The organism is Vibrio sp. ABG19 (assembly GCF_029962385.1).
Taxonomy (GTDB): Bacteria; Pseudomonadota; Gammaproteobacteria; order Enterobacterales; family Vibrionaceae; genus Vibrio; species Vibrio ostreae.
On record NZ_CP071707.1, the window covers coordinates 629,087 to 645,966 of the forward strand.

The 16,880-nt window shown below is 47.8% G+C and carries 10 protein-coding genes; 9 read left to right on the top strand and 1 reads right to left on the bottom strand.

All coding sequences use genetic code 11. The features are described 5' to 3' along the window. The first annotated feature begins 2 nt into the window (after positions 1-2). From J0X00_RS02790 to J0X00_RS02830, 9 genes are all read left to right on the top strand, one after another. On the top strand, positions 3-1,583 hold the full coding sequence (locus J0X00_RS02790; RefSeq protein WP_282476959.1) for a sigma-54 dependent transcriptional regulator: 1,581 nt from the start codon (positions 3-5) through the stop codon (positions 1,581-1,583). Beyond that, complete coding sequence (gene vasI, locus J0X00_RS02795; RefSeq protein WP_136487102.1) at positions 1,580-2,236, top strand: type VI secretion system-associated protein VasI; 657 nt, start codon at positions 1,580-1,582, stop codon at positions 2,234-2,236. The genes J0X00_RS02790 and vasI overlap by 4 nt, the downstream gene beginning before the upstream one ends. A 9-nt stretch (positions 2,237-2,245) precedes the next feature. Then, the gene (tssA, locus tag J0X00_RS02800) at positions 2,246-3,649 is read left to right on the top strand and encodes a type VI secretion system protein TssA (protein ID WP_282476960.1); all 1,404 of its coding nucleotides are present in this window, start codon (positions 2,246-2,248) and stop codon (positions 3,647-3,649) included. 61 nt (positions 3,650-3,710) lie between these two features. Beyond that, the gene (gene tssM / locus J0X00_RS02805; protein WP_282476996.1) at positions 3,711-7,211 is read left to right on the top strand and encodes a type VI secretion system membrane subunit TssM; all 3,501 of its coding nucleotides are present in this window, start codon (positions 3,711-3,713) and stop codon (positions 7,209-7,211) included. Positions 7,212-7,288: 77 nt separating this feature from the next. Further along, positions 7,289-8,563, top strand: a complete 1,275-nt coding sequence (locus J0X00_RS02810; protein ID WP_282476961.1) for a type VI secretion system ImpA family N-terminal domain-containing protein — start codon at positions 7,289-7,291, stop codon at positions 8,561-8,563. Between the two features lie 194 nt (positions 8,564-8,757). Beyond that, positions 8,758-10,872, top strand: a complete 2,115-nt coding sequence (tssI, locus tag J0X00_RS02815; RefSeq protein ID WP_282476962.1) for a type VI secretion system tip protein TssI/VgrG — start codon at positions 8,758-8,760, stop codon at positions 10,870-10,872. Beyond that, positions 10,869-11,423 carry a DUF4123 domain-containing protein gene (locus J0X00_RS02820; RefSeq protein ID WP_282476963.1) on the top strand — a complete coding sequence of 185 codons (555 nt, stop codon included), beginning with the start codon at positions 10,869-10,871 and terminating at the stop codon, positions 11,421-11,423. Before tssI ends, J0X00_RS02820 begins: the two co-directional genes overlap by 4 nt. 2 nt (positions 11,424-11,425) lie before the next feature. Then, positions 11,426-15,172 carry a LysM domain-containing protein gene (locus J0X00_RS02825; RefSeq protein ID WP_282476964.1) on the top strand — a complete coding sequence of 1,249 codons (3,747 nt, stop codon included), beginning with the start codon at positions 11,426-11,428 and terminating at the stop codon, positions 15,170-15,172. Then, positions 15,169-16,341: a hypothetical protein gene (locus J0X00_RS02830; RefSeq protein ID WP_282476965.1), complete on the top strand. Its 1,173-nt coding sequence runs from the start codon at positions 15,169-15,171 to the stop codon at positions 16,339-16,341. The genes J0X00_RS02825 and J0X00_RS02830 overlap by 4 nt, the downstream gene beginning before the upstream one ends. An 80-nt stretch (positions 16,342-16,421) precedes the next feature. Here the strand turns inward: J0X00_RS02830 and J0X00_RS02835 are convergent, their stop codons facing one another. After that, a complete protein-coding gene (locus tag J0X00_RS02835) occupies positions 16,422-16,685 on the bottom strand; it encodes a DUF3012 domain-containing protein (protein ID WP_168797047.1) in 264 nt (87 codons plus the stop codon). Positions 16,686-16,880: the final 195 nt, after the last annotated feature.

Consider the following 16,880-nt stretch of genomic DNA (forward strand, 5'->3'; position numbering starts at 1 on the left):
GCATGAGTAACTGGCTTACTTTCACTGCAGACTTAGTCGGGCTGAGAAAGCCGCAGCAACTGGCTACTCAGTTTGTCAGCATTATCAGCCGCGAACTGGGTTTATCCAACGCTCTGCTGCTGTTGCCAAATGCCAATGGACGTCTGCTGGTGCCTCATGATGACCGTCTCAGCTGTTCCTGGTCGGTAACGGATTTTGAAAATCCATTTTCGCATGTATTGCAGTCTTCCAAAGCCATGCATCTGACGGCGGAAGAGCTGGTTTTCTGGCAATCAAACCGCACCTTCAGCCAGTTGGTGGCTAAGGTCGGCATGTTTGATTCAGTCTGGATCCAGCCGCTGCCGATGGGGCACCGTCACGTGCAATCGATTTTGGTGCTGATGGGTGACAGTCATGTAGTGGGTAAGATTTTCAGCGATGCCGCGTTTTTAAAATTCATTGATGTCTTCTCCCAGCAATGGTCTTTGCTGCACGATATGGAACGTGAAGAGCAGACGCGTCAGGCACTGAAAGAATCCTTGTGTGATTTCGAACGTGATTCAGCCCAGCGCGTGCTGGTCAAAGATCTGTCGCGCAAGTTGATCGGTGACAGTGCGGTGATGCAAAAACTGCGTGAACAGATCGTCAATGCGGCCAGCTCCAATCTGTCGGTCATGATTCAGGGCGAAACCGGTACCGGTAAAGAGTTGGTGGCCGAAGCGGTGCATGACCTGTCATCAAGACAGCGTGCGCCGTTCGTCGCGATTAACTGTGCCGCGATTCCGGAAAACTTGCTGGAGAGCGAACTGTTTGGCTATACCAAAGGCGCTTTCTCCGGTGCAGACAGTGACAAGCAGGGTTTGATCGCCCAGGCCAACGGCGGCACCTTGTTCCTGGATGAAATTGGTGATATGCCGCTGGCGCTGCAGGCCAAACTGCTGCGGGTGCTGGAGTCAAAAACCTTTCGCCCGGTCGGTGGTAAGCAGGAGATGACTTCGGATTTTCGCCTGGTGTCTGCCACCCACGTTAATCTGCTTGACCAGGTGCGTCGTAAAGCGTTCCGTCAGGATCTTTACTATCGCTTGTTCCAGTATCCGTTGACCCTGCCACGTCTGGCGGCGCGTCTGGATGATATCGATCTACTCAGTCAGCATTTTGTTCAGCAGTTTAATCAGCAGCATGGCAAGAATATTCGCGGCTTGCATTACCGTGCATTGGATTGTCTGAAAATGCATGATTTTCCGGGTAACGTACGTGAACTTAAGCACTTGATTGAATTTGGCTGCGCCCAGACTAGCGACGGAACTCAGGTTGAAGAACACTGTTTCACTGCGCGTATTGTACCTGCGGCCAGTCCGGCTACTGCCTCGTCAATCGCACCAAGCGCTTCGGCCGATATCGCGTCAGAGGATGTACCGGCATCCGAGCAGAATTTTAATGTGATTAACGATCTCAAGCAGGCGCTGAACGATTTTGAAGAAAAAATCATTCGCGAGCGTCTGAGTCATTTTTCCGGTGACCGCGCCAAAGCAGCGGAAAGCCTGGGTATTCCTAAGCGTACCCTGGCTTATAAGTGCCAAAAGCTGGAGATCAAAGCGCTATGAACCGAGCAATCTTGTTAGTGCTGGCAGGCTCATCGCTGTTTGGCCTGTCAGGTATGGCCCGGGCAGAGACGGCACGGCAGACGCTCGAAGCAGCTTCGCAATGTGTGCAGATTGACGCCCGTCTTGAGCGCCTGGCCTGTTTTGACCGCGTATTTGAAACTCCGGTACAGGTGGCAATGCCAACCGTGCAGAGTCATCTGCCGCCATCCTGGCAGCGAGCGATGCAGGCTGTGCAAAATAGTAATGAAAACTGGACACTGACCACGGAAGGCGAGGGCAAAGGCAGCAATGCCTGGGTCACGCTGACCGCGCTCAACCAGAAGACCCGCTTTGCCGACAATGCTAAACCGGTATTGATGCTGAGCTGTATCGATAACCTCAGCCGGGTTGAGCTGGCATTGCCAAGTGGTGTCTCAGACGCCCGAATTGAAATCTCGGCTGCAGGATTGGACTCGCAATATATGCGCAGTGACGACAGCGGTACGCTGATGTCATCGGCGCGAGGTATGCCGGCGATCAGCATGATGAAATCAATGGCCGGACAATCTCGCTTATTACTGCGTTCGAATGCCCCGTTTGCCGACGGGCTGCAGTTTGACACCGAGCCGTTGAAGCATGCACTCGGTGCATTACGTGAACGCTGTGGCTGGTAGGAGAAAGAGATGGAATTGACCGAATACCGCCAGTCTGTCGCGCAGCCGATCAAGGGCGAAAGCCGGGTTGGAGAGCGTCTTATTGATGACCCGCTGTTTGATTTTGTTGAAGACCAAATGATGAAGGTCGGCTCTCTTTCCCACGGCAGCGTGCAGTGGGATGAAGTTGAGCACAGCGTCGTCAAGTTGCTGGGTGAGAAAACCAAAGATATCAAGTTGCTGGTTTATCTGCTGCAGTGCCTGCACAACCAGTTTACAGCCGCGCGTTTTATTCTCTCTTTTGAGGTTATGACGGACTTCATGGCTGAATTTTGGGAGGAGAGTTATCCGGCGCCGGGTAAGCGCGGTAATCTGCCGCGGCGTAAATTTTTCAGTCAGATCGCGCAGCGCTTTGCGCTGGTAGTGGACAAAGTTGACTTCAACCGCTTTGACACTGCCGACCGTGACGCGCTCGCTAGTGCTGTTGATGGCTGGCAAAAAGTGATTGAGAGCCACGGACTCAGCTCTGAGGCGGTCGATTTGGTCGTGCGCAGTATCACCAGTCAGTTACGTCAGGCAGAAGAGCGTCAGCAAACCCAGCCAGCAGCGTCGGCGCAGCCGGTTGCGGCTGCAACGGCAGCGCCGACCAGCAGCAGTCCGTCTCTGGCTATTGATAACTCGAGTGATAAAGCCGCCAAGCAGACCCTATTAAAAGTGGCGGACTTTCTGGCCGAGCAGGAGTTCGGGGTTGCGCTGTCAGTACGTTTACGTCGCTATGCGGTCTGGGGAGCGATCACTTCGCTGCCTGATCATAAGGCAGACGGGGAGACCATGCTGAGGGGCATGCAGCAGGATCGAATCAAAGATTATCAGGATCAGATGCGTCATCCTGATCTGACATTATGGCGTAAGGTTGAGCAGAGCCTGACTCTGTCACCGTACTGGTTCGACGGCCAGTTGATGAGCTTTAACATCGCGCGCAGCCTGGGCAAAGAGACCTGGTGCTGTGCGATTTTAGAAGAAACTGAGCAGTTTTTGCAGCGCATGCCGTCCTTGTTCGATCTCAAATTCAAAGGCGGTGCACCGTTTGTGTCAGAAGAAGTCAGAGACTGGCTGGCAGCGACTCAGCACACAACGGCCACGCAAAGTGTTGGTGACTGGCAGGAAAAACGTCAGGAAGCTCTCACTCTGGCCAAAGACGGCGGCATCGCGGTGGCATTGTCGATGCTGAACGATGGGTTGGTAGCGGCGACTGAGCCGCGAGACCAGTTCTATTGGCGCCTGCTGTCTGCCGACCTGATGCAGGCCAATCATCTGGATGCCATGGCTCAGCAGCAGTACCAAACATTACATACACAAATATCTGCTATGCAGGTGACCGACTGGGAACCGTCGCTGGTGGAACAATTAGAACGATATACAACGTCAGAGTAAACGAAGGACACCATCCATGTGGAGATTTATTGTTGGGTTAGTAAGAAGGCTTAAGCCAGGCATGCTGGCCGCATTACCTATTTTGCTCGTTACCCTGTTCATATTACTGAATGTTGCGATTTGGTGGGCGGGACCGTGGTTAGAGATTTTTGAAACTAAGCCACTCCAGTCTGTCTTGTCGCGCGTGGTCGCCAGTGGCTTGTTCACTCTGGGCGCTCTGGCGTTATGGGGGTTGCTGCAGTGGCGTAAACTGCAAAACTATCAGGCGCAGCAAAAGCGTGATGAACAACTGCGTCAGGATCCGATTCGGGTTTATGAAGAGCGCCAGGAAGTTGAACTGAATCAGGTGATGGTTAATATGCGCCAGAACCTGAACAAGCGTAATTATCTGTATTCTTTACCTTGGTATCTGGTTCTTGGGCTGGAAAATGCCGGTAAAACCAGTTTGATCAACCGCTCGGGGCAGAAGTTTGTTTTCTCTTCCGTCATGCGTGCCTCCGGGCAGAAGAGTGAAAACCCATATTCGTTTGACTGGTGGATTGGTGATGAATCTGTCCTGATCGACCCGGACGGTGAACTGCTGACGCAGGGTAACCGCAGTGAAGATAACGATGGTGCCATGGAGCGCCGTCTGTGGCTGCACTTCGTCAAGTGGCTGGACCGTACCCGCAGCCGTCGTCCGCTCAACGGTATTGTACTGGCGCTGGATGTGTCACATCTGGCCACCGCGACGGCGTCTGAGCGCAAAGCCTACGCCAGCCTGCTGCGTGCACGTCTGCGCGAACTGATGGAAACGTTGTCAACGCGTCTGCCAGTCTACATTGCTCTGACCAAGCTGGACTTACTGTATGGCTTTGAACCTTTCTTCAAGCACTATACCAAAAGTCAACGTGAGGAAGTGTTGGGCTTTACTTTTTCGCTCGATTCAATCGACAACCTCGACAACTGGCTGGAAGAGTTTGCTAAAGATTATGCCGAGTTTGTAGAACGTATCAATAATGCGTTGCCACATGCGGTGTCGGCACCGATGTCACTGGAAGAGCGCAATGCGATCTACAGCTTCACCCGTCAGGTCTCCGGCCTGAAAGAGATCCTGGGGCAGTTTTTCCAGGATGCGCTGGCCAGTGATCAGTTTTCGACCTCCGCTCTGGTGCGCGGCGCCTACTTTACCTCGGTGTATCAGCAAGGGGTGCCGACCAACGCATTTGATGATGCGGCGTCGCGTCGCTATGGCTTGTCGCATGCGGTTAACACCGCGCAGCGGGCGAAAAACTCAACCATTTATTTCACTCAGAAGCTGTTCACTAACATCATCTATCCTGAAGCAGGACTGGCCTCGGATAACTTTCGTATTGCGCGTCAGAAACGCCGTCTGATGGTGTTGTCGGTGGTGACTGGTAGTATTGCAACTCTGCTTTTAGTGGGTAACTGGCACCGTAATTATCTCGCCAACGTAGAACATGCCAATGCCGTACTGGCCAAGGTGAACCAGTACCGGGATGAATTTCCGTCCAAAGCGAGTTTGGCCTCACAGCAAGACGTGCTGGAGCCACTGAACAAAATCCGTGAAGCGACGCTGGAGTTTGGCTTCTTCCGTGAAAAGCCCAAATACATCTCAGATTTCGGTCTGTATCAAGGACACACCATCGGCCCTATGGTGGAAGCGACCTATCTGAATCTGCTGGAAACCCGCTTCTTGCCACTGTTAATGGCTGATGTGGTGATGGATCTCAATCAGGCCCAAACCGATGAAGAAAAACTGGCAGTGCTGCGTGTGTATCGCATGATGGTGGATAAAAGCGGTCGTTATCAGGATTACGTGATGGATTATTTCTCACGTTACTGGCAGCAGGAGTTCTCGGGGCGGCGTGAAATTCAGGAAGAGTTGCTGGGCCACCTCGACTATGCGATGCGCCATACCGATCTGGCAGGTGAAAGCCAGCATGGTAACAAGGCGGCGACCAAGGTGCTGAAACCTTATGAGCCGACCATTGCCAAGGTTCAGGCAGAACTGGGTAGCATGCCTAATGATCAGCGCGTGTATCGCAACCTCAAGCTCAATGCTCAGACCGTATTAGGCCCGGCGATTAACCTGCGTAACCTAGTGGGGCCGGTGTTTGATGTAGTGTTTGAAGAACGCGTGATGAACAGCAGCAGCCTGTACATTCCGCAGATGCTGACTAAGCGTGGCTTTGAAGAGTACTTTATGCCGCGTTCTGAGTCGGTGTCGGAGTTGGCACTGATCGACAGCTGGGTACTGGGCCAGTCAAAGTCAGCTCAGTTCAGTGAGGCAGATAAGCAGGCACTGCGAAATAAGATCCGCGATCAATATGTCGCCGATTACACCAACACTTGGCGTGCTGCACTGAACGAAATCGATGTGAAGTATTTCAGTGACATCAATGATGCCGTGGCTGTCTTGGATAACCTGACCGGTAATATTGAACCGATGCAGCGTCTGCTGCGCACGCTGGACACCAATACTGAATTGTATGCTTCTCTGCCTGATGATGATGCGGCACAGCAAGCGCTGTTGCAGAGTCCGAAATATAAAGTAGCGTCGATGATCGAATCACCGTTTGCTGAGCTGAATGACATGCTTAAACCGGTGGGCGACAAACCGGCTTACATGAATGAAGTACTGGCCTCGGTGGAAGAGTTGCAGAATTACCTGAAAGCGATTCAGACCGCACCGGATGTCGGCACTGCCGCTCTTGATGCAACCAAGGCACGAGTCAAACTGGTTAATGCGGATCCGATTTATACCCTGAAACGGATTGCTTCCGGTCTGCCGAAACCACTCGACAGCATGATGACCAAAATTGCTGACGAGAGCTGGTATGTGATTAAGCAGGAGGCGATCCGCCATCTGGAAGTGCGCTGGCACGATGATGTTTACAACACCTTCCAGCGCAAGCTGGCTGGTCGCTATCCGTTTAATCCGAAGGCGAAGAAAGATGCGTCACTGCAGGATTTTGAAGCCTTCTTTGCGCCAAATGGCACTCTGGACAACTTCTATAACAATCAGTTACGGATGTTTATTGAGGAGAACATCACAGTCAATGATGGCGAAAATGCCCAGTCGCTGATTCGTAAAGATGTGCTCAATCAGATCAAGCAGGCGCAGAAGATCCGCGATGCTTTCTTTAACCGCAAAGGCATTCTTGATGTCAGTTTCTCGGTGGAGCCGCTGCGTCTGAGCGGCAACAAGCGCCGCAGTGTGCTCAACGTCGACGGTCAGTATCTGGCCTACAGCCATGGTCCGCGTGACAGCGTGGAGCTGATCTGGCCAAACACGTTGCGCGACTCTGCGGTTTCTAAAGTCACGCTGGTGCCGACTCAGTCCAATATGTCACCACGCAGTATTGATATTCAGGGACCGTGGGCGTTCTTCCGTCTGCTGGACCAGGGGGATGTGGTGGCAGCCAGTGCGACTTCGGTGGACTACAAATTTGATGTTGATGGCGGTGACATGATTTACCGCATCAATTCAGAAGCGAATGCTAACCCGTTCACCGAGCGCTTGTTTAACTCGTTTAAGCTATCCAATACCTTGTATTAAAAAGTTTATTTTCGATATTACTAATCTAATTAAGCGAGCGGGGTAACCCGCTCCTTTACTCTGGGACTGAGCCGTAAATGTCCAATATTTTGTTTATTGATAATGCTTACTACCGTATTTGCGAGCATGTGGATGAGATTCGTCATCTCGATGAGTACCAAAAAGTAAGAGATGAGATCAATCGTCGTTTTAACCCGCTGGCGGGATCGACAGATTGGGAACTGGTGCGCGATTGTTGTGACACTCTGGCCAGAAAGGCGGGGGTGGATCTGATGATGAGCGGCTACTTCGCGGTCGCGAGTCTGAAAACCCAGGGTCTGGCCGGATATGCCAACGGACTGGAATTACTCAGTGCCTGTCTCAACAGTCAGAACAAGCCGGATGCTAAGTATGCCAAGATGCACAAAGAGGTGCTGGACTGGGTGAATGGCAAAGTGGTGCCGGAGCTGAAAGCCATCAAGCCCAACTACGAATCACTGCGTGATCTTTATCGTTGTGAGCGCTTGTGCGAACGGATTCATCATCAGTTGGAGCAGCAGCAGCCGGATTACCCGGTTGATTTTGAAAGTGTCGGTTTTGTGCTATTCGAACATATTGACCGGATTGAAACTCAGTACCACAGCCTGGTGAAACGCCAGATGCAGCAGCAGGCTCAGGAGCCGCCTAAAGTGCTGCGCAGCCTGCACCGCAAATGGGTTGGCGCCGCATTTATCTTGGGTGGCATGCTGTTTGGTGCCGGAATCTGGGCTTATCAGGTGTTGCCATGGTTCAGTCACAGTGAGTATTCGGCTGAGGTGAAAGTAGCGACGCTAAACAGCGACCAGGCTCTGCATCAGTTCCAGCTTGATGTCTCCCCGGGCCAGGTCGTGCGCTGGAAAGAAGATCTGGTCGGGCTGTATCAGCACTCGATTGTGCAAAAAAGTGCCGCATCTGTTGAACAGAGTAAGCGCGAAGCGATGCATGAGATGTCAGCGCTGATGGCGCTCTATCCGCAGGATCCTAAGGTGGCTGAATCGCAACAGGCATTTTCTACCGCACAGCAGGAGGCGCTGGCGCAAACCGATATTTTTGTGCAACGTTTCGGTGAAATGCGTACCCGCATGGCTAACATCGCACTGCTGGCGAAACGTGGCCGATGGAACGAGTTGCAGCGTCAAACCAAATCTCTGCAAGATTTTGCCGTGAGTCTGTCACCGATTTATGGCCGGGTGGATTACGTGCAGAGCCTGATTAAGCAGGGCGAGGTTGACGACGCCCGGAAGGAGTTGGAGATCCTGAAACTGCGTCTCAATAACCTGAGCTGGACCATGGCTCAGCTGGAAGAAAACCTATCCGCAGATCTGGCGCGCTGAGCGTTCCACGTCCATTACACAGCGGGCAAAAAGTTGCGTATCGGGCAGCTTCTTGCTCCACTGTGGCGGTAGATTGCCCTGATGATGAGTTTTTCAATATAACCAATTGATTAATAATAAAAATAAGATTGGCATTACCCTTGCTGTAAACTCAAGTTTGCACTTTATCAACGGTCAGAGATAGGAATAGCAGCATGGCAACGTTAAGTTACAAGTTCCAGGTGGATGGTCTGGAAACAGATACCCTGGTGGTGCATGCCTTCGACGGGCAGGAAACGCTGTCCTGTGAGCTCATGGATGGTCGTCCGTGCTACGGGTTTCGTTATGAACTTGCGCTGGCCAGCCGCCAGCCGGGCATCAGCGCCGAAATGGTGGTGGATAAAAGCGCAGAACTGACTCTATATCGAGACGAGATGCTGGTGCAGCGCGTGCATGGCGTGGTACGCGCTTTCAGTTGTGGCGACACCGGCCACCATCACACCTTCTATTCTCTCACTCTGGTTCCGGCGCTGGAGCGTTTATCACTGCGTCACAACAGCCGCATTTTTCAGCTCAAAACCGTTCCTGAAATCCTGTCTGTGCTGCTGCAGGAAATGGACATCGATGATTACACCTTTGCGCTGACCCGCGATTATCCGCAGCGCGAGCTGTGTGTGCAGTATCGAGAAACCGATCTCGAATTCTTACACCGTCTGGCAGCGGAAGAGGGGCTGGTGTACAGCTTCATTCATCAGGAAGGCCAGCATACGCTGCTCTTCAGTGATGCGTCTGACAGCTTGCCTAAACTGGGCGAGCCGGTACCTTATAACAGCCTGGCCGGTGGCGTGATGGAGACTCCGTTTATTTCAGCGCTGCAGGTAAACACCCGCGCTGAAGTCAGCCAGACCGCGATGCAGGATTACAGCTTTAAAAAGCCGGCTTATTCTTTTGCGCAAAGTGCGCTGGGTAGCGACATGGATTACCAGCACACGACTTACGAGCATTATGACGCGCCGGGCCGCTTCAAAGATGACGTCAATGGTAAAGCGCTTAGCCGGATTCGGCTTGAGTTCCTGCGCCGCGAGGCGCGCACTGCCAGTGGTCAGAGTAACCAGCCTTTGCTGCGCGCCGGAATGAAATTTGATCTGCAAGAGCACTTAAATGAGAGTCTCAACCGTGACTGGCTGGTGGTAAGTGTTCATCACCAGGGCACTCAGCCCCAGGCCCTGGAGGAAGAGGGCGGCAGCGGTGCCACCACTTACGCGAACCAGTTCAAGCTGATCCCGGCCCATATCAGTTGGCGGGGAACACCGGAGGCAAAACCTCAGGTCGATGGCCCGATGATTGCGACTGTGGTCGGCCCACAGGGCGAGGAGATCTTTTGTGATGAGCATGGCCGGGTCAAACTGCATTTCCCCTGGGATCGCTATTCCAATGCTGATGAACTCAGCTCATGCTGGGTCCGGGTATCGCAAGGCTGGGCCGGCAGTCAATACGGAATGCTGGCGCTGCCACGCATTGGCCACGAGGTGATTGTTTCATTCCTGAATGGCGATCCGGATCAGCCGATCGTGACCGGCCGTACTTACCATGCGACCAATACTACACCGTATCCACTGCCAGAAAACAAAACCAAAACCGTGATCCGCAGTGAAACTCATCAGGGTGAAGGATTTAATGAACTGAGTTTTGAAGATCAAGCCGGCAACGAACAGGTTTACCTGCATGCTCAGAAAGACTTCGATGGCTTAGTCGAGAATGACCACCGCAGTGAAATCCGCCACGACCGCCATGTCACGGTCGAAAATGATCGTTTCAGCCAAGTCGTGGCCAATCAGCACCAAACTATCGGTGGTGAGAGCCGCAGTAAAATCGGCGCGGACAGCAGCCTGAAAGTTGATGGCTCAGCCCAGCACAAAGTCGGCAATCTCATCGCGGTTCAGGCAGGACGGGAAATTTCCCTCAAAGCCGGCGCTAAATTAGTGGTCGAAGCCGGTGCCGAAGTCACCCTCAAAGCCGGCGGCAGTTTCGTCAAAGTTGACGGCGGTGGCGTACATTTGTCGGGCCCGGCTATTAATCTAAACGCCGGCGGCAGCGCAGGCAGCGCCTCTGGCTACGCCGGCCAGGCAGCCTTGTTACCCGGCGGCGTTGAGGCTGTAGATGTACCTGAAGAGTTGACATTCATAAAACCAATAGCATCACTGATTTCAGAAGAAGCGTTAGTTCAGATTGCAATTAGTGATATCCCAATAGCCAGACTGTGTCAGCGTCAACCAGATGGCAATTGTCCCAGAACTGATTGTCCGTGTGAAATGAAAGAGGATGTATGAGTCAGTTCACCGAGTTTTTTGAATCTGACGAATATACCCATTGGGTAGTCGTCGACAAAATAAGAGTACCTGATATTGATATTTTGGCATATCGGTACGAGAACAATCCTGAAATGATAAAACTGTTCTATGGAAGTGATTTTCACCATCTTGTTGAAGTTAGTCCGGTAGTTTTTTGTTTCACCGGTTCAAAAGAACTGACTAATTTAATTAAATACGATTTTGCTTTGAAGACAAGCACAGTAGTATTTTCATTTAAGAAAAATACAAAACAAGAAGATAGGTTAAATCATCTCCGAAGTTTGCTAACAGTAATAATTAATGGTGATATGAGGTTTTTTAGATATTATTCCTCGGTTTTCTTGAATAGTGTTCACAAAGGATTAAACGATCAAGACAAGAAAAATATATTAGGTCCCTTTTCGTCCTTAACTTGGGTCGGTGAGGATGATGAATGGAAGAGCTTGGTTGGAGATGAAAACAAGAAATACGTAAATAACGGAAATACACCACTTTCTTTGACATCATCTGTTTTATTGGGATATCTATAATTATGACTACAGTAAAAACTTATGAAATTCTTCCGGGAGATTGTTTAGATCTGATCTCGGAAAAGTTTGATATTTCAAAAAGTGTACTCCAAGAATTAAATAGTGATCAAATTAAAGATATTGATCTGATTTATGCTGGTAACACACTTAAGTTATCAGGTAATGAAGGGTCTCCAATCGAAGTAGACTTAGGTACACGTACTACACTTCCTCTAGTTCCTGAAAAACCAGCATGTGGGAATGAACTCTGTTCCAGTCAAGTCCCTGATTTTGTTGATATACTATACGTACCTGCTCATCCGGAAACGGGAGAGAAAACTTGGTATGCACTAACGAAAACAGCTCAAGAAGCGGTTATGTCTGAAATTGATTTGTTTAAAAGCGCAGTCACAACGGACAGACAAACGACGTTTAACAACCTTAATACACTAGGGATATTATCTAAATTTGAACATAAACCACATGAAATGTTCCTGTCAGACACGGATATCGAACGCTTAAGAACTGTGAGTTGGATGTTGGTAACTATTCAATCAGGCGCTGCTAAGAACTATTTTAATGGAGGAGAAAATGGATTTATCATTTCTATTGCAGAACAAGAAGATGGCATAGATTATTATAGTATTCTTAGTGACAGCCTTACTTGGGAGAAGCTAAAAGATTTTGTATTTAAAGTTTCAATACGTACTGCCCCTATTTCCTATTACATTGGTAAATCATTAGGTTTTATTGATGAGGTAGATGAGGAAAACAAAGAATATATTCTAAGGGAGAAAGCTTTAAGTGCTGCAAAATTAAAAGTTGTAGACTATCTTGAAGACGAAATTGCTTTGCTAGAGAAAAAAGCAGTAAAAGCAGCAGGAAAGGTAGTTACTGATGACGGTACAAACTTCGTCTACAGTGAAAAGGAAAGTTACTTTACTAGTGAAAAACAAGATGACATCGCTAAATGTATAAAAAAAGTTAATTCTTATCGTCGTTGGTCTGATGAAGAGTTATCTGAACAAAATCATGAAGAATTGAACTCTAAACTGGATAGATTTTGGAATCAAGATGTCAAAAATTCTGCACAATTTATTAATGCATTGGAAGAATTTAAACGCGGTAGTGACATACCATCAAACGCCATGAGCGCGTATAGTTTCACTTTCTATCTTTTGAAATTAAATGATTATGGCTTTGTTGTCAAAGAGCAGTGTCTGCCTAAAGAGTTGTTAATTGGCACGGATAAAGTGCATCTGGGACCGGAAAGCCTTTATAACAGTAGTAAATACAAAAATTGGCGAGATGACGCTAGTCTGACTATTGAACCGGATGATTATAACAAAGTAGTTTCGGGATTACTGACAGAACTACTAACATTTGACGACACAGTAAGAGATGATAAGCATATTAGAGCTATTCTTTCTTCTAATAAATGTTCCGCCAGTCAATGGGCGTATTATCCGACATTGGCGCTGATTCGCTTTATTGATGCGACACTTTCTGAATGGCTGAGCTCTATTCGTAGCATTATGGGTGGACGTTCTATTCCTGATATGTTTTCTGACCTAATCTGGGTAAAGAAAGTTGCACTCGAGAGACTAGAACAACTTAAGAGAAGGGCTGAAGCGTCAGCTTTACAAGGTAAAGTCATTAATTTTTATCTTAATAAAGATAAGCTATCTGCCATGACTCTTTTATGGGATGAAAAGAACTATAAGGTTTTGGAAAAAAAACTAGGGATATTTTCTAACAAGGCTGGTGATGCTGACCTTCAAGCTGTTGAATGTAGTTTGTTATCAAATGAGGGAGAAGTTGGTTGGGTTAGAGGACCAAGTTGGTTTTTACCAACGGCGAAAAAAAACCTTAGTAAAGGTCACTGTAAGGATATAACGGAAAAAGTCGTAATGGTTGATCCGTTAGTCAACGCAGATGCTGCAGGTAAGACATTATCTGAAGCTTTAGATGAAATTAAGAAGCAATTAGCAGGTACTTTTACGAAAGCAAATTTTGTCACAGGACCGTTGAATCTAAATAAGACAATAGAAAAGTATGATTCAAGTGCTTTCTGGCAATCCCACTACCACTGGCAAGGCGGAAGAGCAGACAACGGTTCGTCAGCCTATATAGCGAATGCTCAGGCGCAATTTTTACGCTTATCATCAAGTGCCAGTGGTTCTTTGAATCTGCCGTTAAGCGAATTAGATGCATTGCGTCCTAACTTAGACTTGACTACAGGAGCGTCGATTCAAGCCAATTTTACCTTATTAAGTGGTCAAATAGGATTTTCGTCTTGGTTTCCGACTAATGATAAGGATCAAAACGTGCGCCCAGATAAGGGGCATGGGCTTTCGATTTCTTACGTAGCTCTGGATTATGAGTCTATGACGGATAAAAAACGAGAATACGATGCGGGAGAGTGTTTTGTAAAACTTAGCGCCAAAGTCTATGGTTTGGCGGCAGCAAGTTGTCAACTCTCTGGGAATTTATCCTTCGGTCCTTCAGAAACCAACGGTGGGTTGGGTGTTAAAGGAAAATCTATCAAGGTTCTGGACGCAAACCAAGCTAGCGAAAACTCACCTAAAGCAAGAGTATTAAAGGATGGTGATGCTCTTATTCCACAAGCGGCGGCACAAACTGGGGTTAAGGTAGACGTATTTGCTGGTGTCGAAGCCGGAGGAAGCATTGATGCCGAAGTTCATTGGAAGCCGCCTGCGGTGATGATAAACAATAATAAGGTGGAGCAATCACTAGGAAAATTGGGCAGTATCAGTGCTCAGATGGCGGCTAATTATGGTATCGGATACTCTGGAGAATTTCGGTTTACCTTTCAAAATGGCCAAATCGTTCTTATCACATCAGCAAAAGCTGTGTGTGGACCAGGCTTCTCTGGAAAATTTTCTGTAACATTAAGTCCAGTTATGATGGACAGATTTTTAGCATGCCTTTTAGGTGTGTTAAAAGAGAGTGGATTCCGTTATGTCGAAATGTTTGGAGATTATGATAAAAATAGAAGAAATGAGGACTTCGAAAAATTTAATGAAAGGTTGACTATAGCTGTCGCTCTCGGCTTAACATTTGGGGAGGTTATGTTGCTTCCACCAGTTGTCTATGATGAGTATAAAAACGATGTGCTCCAAGAAGATTATGCTCCAATGATATCAGAACATATTAAAAAATATACCAAGTATGAAAGAAACAATTGGATTAGTAATTTACCACCGGAAACACTGTCTAGACTAGTTACATGTCTCATTAATCCAATTGATATACCTTGGTTTGAAAGTGACTTGGAAAATATAAAACGTTCTTCGAAAGAGAAGTCAAAGGCAGAGGCTTTATCCATCGTGTTCAATATGATTTTATCACCCTCATCTCCCCAACTAGATAAATCTGAAATTATGATTCGGAGAAGACAATTTGAAGAGACTTTAATTCGGATTGGTGGAAATCTTGAAGAGGCTCGTAGTCCGGCTGCGCAATGGCAAAGGTTTGCAGAAAGTTGGGGCCGCATAAAAAAATTCTTGCTCAGCGTAAAACAAAGAGGCTCTGATGATTTTATAGTCAGATTTAATGCTAGTGTTAAAGTTTTGGCTGGAAATATGGTTGGATATCAATATCACGCTGCAGACGGCAAAATGCACTATCGGGCATATAAAAAAGCAAGTGAGGAAGACAATGACGTTATGGTTAAGGATAGAAAATTTATACAAGCAGTATACGATTCAGATAAGCGTTGGGAATCTTTTGATATATGGGAAGTATGATGACTAAGTTAAGATATATTTTAGTACTTTTCTTATTATTGATTGCCGCATGGATTGGATATTACCTCTATGTCAAATGGCCAACGGGTGTTGATGTCGAGCTATCTCGTCCTGTCGATCAAACAATACAAAGCCTCATTGTGCTTGCTGACAAAGAGAAAAAGATAAATCCAGACCCTTATGCTTCGAGTCGTTATAGACCTGATGATACGTTATATGATCCTGTGTTGGCTATTCAGCAGGGCAATTGGGCAAAAGCTGAGCAGTTGTTAAAACCGATGGTAGACACGGGTAACTCTACTGCAATGTTTTGGTTGGCGGAAATCACCTATCGCAGTAGCGCTTTTTCTGGTAGTGGTGGCGCTGCGCTTTTTGAAAAGTCCGCAAAGCTTGGTAACCCTTATGCTGCGCTTCGATTGTCGCCAAAGTATAATCAATATCAATGCGAAATGAGAATGTCATCTTATTGTGATGATTCATGGAGTAAAATCGGGATAGATTTATTAGCAAAGAGAGCGAGTTCCGGCGATCTATCCGCTCAGTATGCACTTTTATATTACGCTCGTTTTGATAACGCAGATGAAAAATACTTTTATGAGTTTATTAATACAGTGAAAGAGGGGATGAATGAGAACTACTTTCGCCCTTTAAGACACCTAATATCCATGTATTTAAAACGAGAGCACTTAAGCCCGTTTGATAGTAGCGTCAACCCATTATCCGAAAAGGATAAAAAAGAGTTACTCAAATTATTATTTTACGCTGCCGATAATAATGATATTGATTCGTTGAATGTTATTAATAAACGATTTAAAAATGTATTAAGTTCGGAACGTTACCTTAATCAATCGGTAGGAAGAAATTTATCAGTATTGGATAATAAACACTTCGTTCTGACCTTCGACTACTTCGTTGCCAAGGGTAAAGAACATAGAGAGTTTGTCGTACAGGGATACGCAGTGGCTAAGTTGTTCGCTACCTATGAGGGTAATGAATATGGAATTCTCACGACAGTGTACCAGGATCAGCTTGAAAAGTCGGGTATTACTGCTTTAACTGATGATGAGAAAAAGAACGCGGATCTGCTATATCAAACGTATTTAAACAAACAGAAACCAGTGATTTATATTGATGAAATATCCGGTGCTTGGGGAGATGTTATTTATTAACGAATGTTGTATTTGATTCAAACGCCGCCTGATCCCCATGGTATCCGGCGGCGTTTTGCGTTTTTTAGATCACTTTCTTATTAGAAAATGCAGTGCTTGGCGTAGGACGTGGCTTGGTTTGCTGTCCAGTCGCCTTTAGGTTTGGCGTCCATTGCTTCACACCATTGCGGAGTGCCGACTTCTTGCTCGAACAGGCAGTGCTTGGCAAAATCGACCGCGTTTTGCGCGCTCCACTCATTGGTCGGTTTATCACGCATCTCTTCACACCAGCCGCTGCTGCCGACCTCGTTTTCACAGCCGGCCAGGGCCAATGCTCCCAACATTACCACGGCGAATTTTTTCATTATAAATCTTCCTTTACGCTATCTAAGCTTGCTGCGCGTCACTATACCGAAACCGGCCCCAGTTGTGTTAAATCTCCGCCAAATATCAGTGTTTAAGCGCAATTCGATGCATTTTGGCCGGTGTTCATCCCATATACAGATGGGGCGATTGGCTATGAAGTCACGGTTTGTGCAGCAAATTATGACATATGTGTA

Excerpts from the sequence above, each read along its gene's own strand:
- J0X00_RS02790 (WP_282476959.1), top strand. The coding sequence starts at position 3 with ATGAGTAACTGGCTTACTTTCACTGCAGACTTAGTCGGGCTGAGAAAG.
- vasI (WP_136487102.1), top strand. The coding sequence starts at position 1,580 with ATGAACCGAGCAATCTTGTTAGTGCTGGCAGGCTCATCGCTGTTTGGC.
- tssA (WP_282476960.1), top strand. The coding sequence starts at position 2,246 with ATGGAATTGACCGAATACCGCCAGTCTGTCGCGCAGCCGATCAAGGGC.
- tssM (WP_282476996.1), top strand. The coding sequence starts at position 3,711 with ATGCTGGCCGCATTACCTATTTTGCTCGTTACCCTGTTCATATTACTG.
- J0X00_RS02810 (WP_282476961.1), top strand. The coding sequence starts at position 7,289 with ATGTCCAATATTTTGTTTATTGATAATGCTTACTACCGTATTTGCGAG.
- tssI (WP_282476962.1), top strand. The coding sequence starts at position 8,758 with ATGGCAACGTTAAGTTACAAGTTCCAGGTGGATGGTCTGGAAACAGAT.
- J0X00_RS02820 (WP_282476963.1), top strand. The coding sequence starts at position 10,869 with ATGAGTCAGTTCACCGAGTTTTTTGAATCTGACGAATATACCCATTGG.
- J0X00_RS02825 (WP_282476964.1), top strand. The coding sequence starts at position 11,426 with ATGACTACAGTAAAAACTTATGAAATTCTTCCGGGAGATTGTTTAGAT.
- J0X00_RS02830 (WP_282476965.1), top strand. The coding sequence starts at position 15,169 with ATGATGACTAAGTTAAGATATATTTTAGTACTTTTCTTATTATTGATT.
- J0X00_RS02835 (WP_168797047.1), bottom strand. The coding sequence starts at position 16,685 with ATGAAAAAATTCGCCGTGGTAATGTTGGGAGCATTGGCCCTGGCCGGC.